Source organism: Parvibaculum sp., from assembly GCF_030694575.1.
Lineage (GTDB): Bacteria > Pseudomonadota > Alphaproteobacteria > Parvibaculales > Parvibaculaceae > Parvibaculum.
Genome location: NZ_JAUYUS010000031.1, coordinates 1 through 4,404, shown reverse-complemented (window position 1 = coordinate 4,404; position 4,404 = coordinate 1). Strand labels below are relative to the sequence as shown.

5 protein-coding genes are annotated in these 4,404 nt (G+C 64.4%); 1 reads left to right on the top strand and 4 read right to left on the bottom strand.

Annotation, left to right across the window (positions count from 1 at the left end):
- Positions 1 to 57: 57 nt before the first annotated feature.
- Both Q8S60_RS05670 and Q8S60_RS05665 read right to left on the bottom strand, forming a co-directional pair.
- Positions 58 to 390, bottom strand: a complete 333-nt coding sequence (locus Q8S60_RS05670) for a DNA-binding transcriptional regulator (RefSeq protein ID WP_305276049.1) — start codon at positions 388 to 390, stop codon at positions 58 to 60.
- Complete coding sequence (locus Q8S60_RS05665) at positions 371 to 667, bottom strand: BrnT family toxin (RefSeq protein WP_305276048.1); 297 nt, start codon at positions 665 to 667, stop codon at positions 371 to 373. The genes Q8S60_RS05670 and Q8S60_RS05665 overlap by 20 nt, the downstream gene beginning before the upstream one ends.
- Positions 668 to 870: 203 nt before the next feature.
- Here Q8S60_RS05665 and Q8S60_RS05660 point away from each other — a divergent pair, with 203 nt between their 5' ends.
- Complete coding sequence (locus tag Q8S60_RS05660) at positions 871 to 2,880, top strand: right-handed parallel beta-helix repeat-containing protein (protein WP_305276047.1); 2,010 nt, start codon at positions 871 to 873, stop codon at positions 2,878 to 2,880.
- A 3-nt stretch (positions 2,881 to 2,883) separates the two neighbouring features.
- On the opposite strand, the gene Q8S60_RS05655 is transcribed toward Q8S60_RS05660, so the two are convergent.
- The gene (locus Q8S60_RS05655) at positions 2,884 to 3,852 is read right to left on the bottom strand and encodes an LLM class flavin-dependent oxidoreductase (RefSeq protein ID WP_305276045.1); all 969 of its coding nucleotides are present in this window, start codon (positions 3,850 to 3,852) and stop codon (positions 2,884 to 2,886) included.
- A gap of 23 nt (positions 3,853 to 3,875) precedes the next feature.
- The gene (locus Q8S60_RS05650; protein ID WP_305276044.1) at positions 3,876 to 4,145 is read right to left on the bottom strand and encodes a hypothetical protein; all 270 of its coding nucleotides are present in this window, start codon (positions 4,143 to 4,145) and stop codon (positions 3,876 to 3,878) included.
- Positions 4,146 to 4,404 lie beyond the last annotated feature (259 nt).

Here is a 4,404-nt window from a genome sequence, read left to right as displayed (position 1 = left end):
TCTGGATTGCTTCGTCGCTATCGCTCCTCGCAATGACGAGACGGTATGGACTATTTTTCAGTCCACCACCTGCGCCACCATCTCCGGCTCCCGCCGGATCACCTTGAAGTAGGCGATGATGGCGCTATCGGGTTTCGAGCGTGCCTGCTCCCAGTCTCGCAGCCGCGCGACGTTGATCCGGTAGCGAGCCGCGAATGCCTCCTGGCTCAACCCCGTTTCCACCCGCACGGTTTTCACGAAGCGCGCGGCCTTGGCGCGCTCCAGTTGCTCATCGGTCAGTTCCGGCGCGTCGGCATCGGGCACGGGCTCACGCGCGTCGAAGCGCGACTTCCTCGCTTCCGAGAAGCCGGTCGCCTTCTTTTCCTTGCGCTTATATCGAACGGTCGCCATAGGCGTCGCGCTCCTTCCTGCTCGCGCGGCGCGCCGAGATGATCCGGCAAATGTCGCCTCGCATTGTGTAGCTCACCGTCAGCACGGCCCCTTCGACGGCGCCCACCGCGTTACGCCTCTCCTCGCCATAGGCGAAGCGGTCGTCGCCGACATCGAGCCGGTCGGGGTCGCTGAAAACTTCAGCCGCCAGTTCGAACGGAACGCCGTGCTTGGCGAGATTGGCTTCCGCCTTCTCATCGTCCCACTCGAATTCTTCGGGTCCATCGTTCGGCAGCATATACGGAAATCCCGTAGCGTCAACAAAAATACGGAAATCCCGTAGTCGGTGGATTCCCTGAATTCAGCATAACAAGGCCCATGACAACGATCCGCAATGCCCAGCATTACTTCCCGAAACGCCGGTTTTTATAGACAGCCTTCCCCCTCTCCCCTAGGAATCGAGCGTGCCGGAATGGCACGGGGTGGGAAGCGGGGGCTCTCATGGTCTGGAAGGCGCAAATCCGGCTCACGGCGGCAGCCGTTCTGGCGGCATCGGTGCTCCTCGCGGCGCCCGCCCATGCGGACAAATGGAGCCCCTGGATCGAGGGCGGCGGCTTTCTCTCCAATGAGCGCGACCGGGGCGAGGCGACGGCCTTCGTGCCGCTCCTCCAGAACGAGCGCGGTCTTCTCTTCGCGGACGTGAAGGGCAAGCTCTTTTCCGAAAGCGTGAAGGAAGGCAATTTCGCGCTCGGCTACCGCCGGATGACGGAGCAGGGCTGGAACCTCGGCGTCTGGGGCGGCTACGACATCCGCGAATCCGAAACCGGCAACACGTTCGGCCAGGTTGCCTTCGGCCTCGAGGCCCTCTCCGTCGATTACGACGCGCGCCTCAACGGTTATGTGCCCACCAGCGATCCGAAAGCGGGCGGCGGCCTCACAACCATCGAACTCGCCGGTTCGCAGATCCTGATGACCGGCGGCCGCGAAGTGCCGCTCTGGGGCGTCGAGGGCGAACTCGGCTGGCGCGTGCCGCTCGAAAACCTCGGCGCCGATGCGGAGCGCAACGAATTCCGCGTCTATGCGGGCGGCTACCGCTTCGACGACCGCGAACTCTCGAAGCCCGTGCAGGGCCCGCGCGTCCGCGCCGAATGGCGCATCAACGACGCGATCCCCGGCCTCGCGGGCTCGCGCCTCTCCTTCGAGACGAGCTTCCAGCACGACAGCTACCGCGACGACCAGTGGGAGGCGGGCTTCCGTCTGCGCATTCCGCTCTTCGCCGGCGACGCGCCGAAAAATCTCGCGCCCATCGAGCGGCGCATGACGGAGGCGCTCGTCCGCGACACCGACATCGTCACCGTGCCGAGCAAGACGGAAAAGGTCGCCGACGCCCTTACCGGCGTCACCTTCGACCGCGTCGAGCGCGTCGACGGGTCGGGCGATCTCGAAGCGACGGCGCTTGCGGCCGGCGCCAACAGCCTCATCATCGTCGATGGCGGCAATGGCGATGTCGCGGGCGCCTGGATCCTCGGCGACCAGACGATCGCGGGCGCGGGCTCCAGCCTCGCCCTGCGCGGCGTCAGCTCCGGCACGCTCGTCAATTATGCCATCCCCGGCGCCACGCCCACTGTCGTCGCCCAGCTTTGCGGCTGCGACATCCTCACGCTTTTCGGCAGCAACACGCATGTCACGGGTCTGCTGCTCGACGGTCAGGCCGGTACGGCCGACTACGGCGTCTATATCGGCGCCGGTCAAACCAATCTCCACTTCACGAATCTCGAAATACGCGAGGTGGTCTATGGCATCGGTGCCGGCGACGGGAACGAGATATTCGTCAACGGCGTCAATTTCTACGAAGACATCTACGGCATCTATATCGACGACGACAACCGCCTCACTGTGTCCAACTCCACGATGGACGTCTTGCACTACGCGGGTGTGCGGGCCGACGATTACAACACGATCAGCCTCACGAATATCTCGATCACCGACATCGACGCCGGCTCGGCCGTCGTTGTCGACCGGGACAACGAGGTCACGATAAACAATGCGGTGTTCGACAAATTCTGGGATTCCGGCATCGAGGGGAATTCCGGCAATATCTTCATCGTGGACAATCTCGCCCTCAGCAGAACCGGCTGGAACGGCATCAACCTCAATGTCGGCAACACGCTGACCCTCACCAACAGCTCGATCGAGCAATCGGAGAATGACGGCCTGTCCGCCATCGCGGACAATATCCTCACGCTTTCCGGCGTCACCTTCCGCGACATCGACCTCAGCGCCATTTATATCGACGAGGACAACACGCTCTCGGTTTCCAATTCCGTGTTCGAAGGTGCGATTGGCGAAGACATCCTCACCGTCGACGGTACGGGCAATACGCTCTCCGGTTCCGGCAACGAGAACACCGCCACCATCGGCAACAATCTCTGCACCGCCGCGCCCGGCAGCTTCACCGGCACCATCGGCTTCGATGGCGGTCCGGACATCGTGGATGGAAGCTGCCCGTAGGTGTCAGGCGGCCGGGGCCAGCGCGCGCAGGCTGTCTTCGGCGGCCTGTGCGTCCATGCCGCCGAAGCGCGACACGAAAGCGAGGTGCCGAACGCCGATGGCCGCGTAGCGTTCGATCTGCGCCGCCACCTGTTCCGGCGTGCCGGCAAGTGCCAGATCGCTGGCGCAGAGGTAGCTGTACATCCCGTCCGGGTCCGGCGGCACGATGCCCGCCGCCGCCTTGAAGAAGTTCAGCATCGCGGGAAGTGCGGTGGCCTTGGCCGCTTCTTCCGTTGCAGCAACATACGCAAACACGACGACGACCGACTCCGCGCTTTCCGCCGCGTGGCCGCCATCGGCAAGCCCACGCGCATGCGCCGCGTTGCGCGCTTCCACATCGCCAAGCCCCTGCATCGCGGGCGAGACCAGCGTCAGCAGCGAATGCCCGGCCTTGCCTGCCGCATAGGCGCCGTCATCCGTGCCGGTGGCGACATAGATGGGCGGGCGCGGCATCTGCACCGGCGGTACGTTCATGCCCTCGGGCCCGCGCACGCCGCCGCTTGCCGCCTGCCATCGCGCGCAGATTTCCGAAAGCCCCGCATCATAGGCGGCCCGCCTGCCCTCGAAGTCCGCGCCCATGCCCGTGAATTCAGCCGCCTGCGAACCGGTGCCGACGCCCATGTTGAGACGTCCGCCGGATAGCACATCGACGAGCGCATAGTCTTCCGCGATCAGGATGGGATTGCGCATCGGCAGGACGGCAACGGCCGGGCCCACGCGCAGCCGCGTCGTCGCCTGCGCGATTGCCGCCAGCACCACGGCCGGATTGGGCGCCGTGCCCAGAGGCATGAAATGATGCTCGGCGAGCCACAGCGCATGGAAACCGAGTTCATCCGCCAGCCGCGCCTGATGAAGCGCGGTGGCATGGATCCGGGCGACTGTTTCGCCGGTCTCCGCATATTGATCGAGCAACCAGAAAACCGAACGGCGCATCGCGCGTACTCCCCACCAGGTGATTAATTCTCGTCCTGCGGGTTGCGCTCGACCATGCGGTGGCTGGCGCTCGAGTCCAGGTCGAGACCGTAGACGCGCTTCAGCTCCTCGATGGCTTTCAGATGCTCCGGCCGGAATGGAGGCGCCTTGCCCTCGAAGGCATGCAGCACGATCCCCTCGAGGAGATCGCCGAGGGAGATGTCGAAATATTCGGCCAGCCCCTTCAGCACCTTGAGGAGGCGTTTCTCGATCCGGACGCCCGTCTGGACGCGCTCAACAACAGGATTTGACATGCCACTTATGTATCTTGGTACCATGATAACGTCAAGCGGAATTCCGGCACTCTCTCCCAAAAGCGAAAAAGGCCGCAGGATCGCTCCCGCGGCCTTCCGTTTCCGGTTTGCCGGTATGTCAGGCGTCGCGGCGCAGGCCCATGAACTGGAACTCGGCGAAGAGCGCCACCGCCACGCCTTGCGCAATCACGAAAGCGATGCCGAGCGCCGTCGGCTCGAAGAAGCCGCCGGCCAGCAGGGCGATGCTGCCGAGCACCCA

Coding starts and splice junctions, on each gene's coding strand:
- Q8S60_RS05670 (WP_305276049.1), bottom strand. CDS start 390: ATGGCGACCGTTCGATATAAGCGCAAGGAAAAGAAGGCGACCGGCTTC.
- Q8S60_RS05665 (WP_305276048.1), bottom strand. CDS start 667: ATGCTGCCGAACGATGGACCCGAAGAATTCGAGTGGGACGATGAGAAG.
- Q8S60_RS05660 (WP_305276047.1), top strand. CDS start 871: ATGGTCTGGAAGGCGCAAATCCGGCTCACGGCGGCAGCCGTTCTGGCG.
- Q8S60_RS05655 (WP_305276045.1), bottom strand. CDS start 3,852: ATGCGCCGTTCGGTTTTCTGGTTGCTCGATCAATATGCGGAGACCGGC.
- Q8S60_RS05650 (WP_305276044.1), bottom strand. CDS start 4,145: ATGTCAAATCCTGTTGTTGAGCGCGTCCAGACGGGCGTCCGGATCGAG.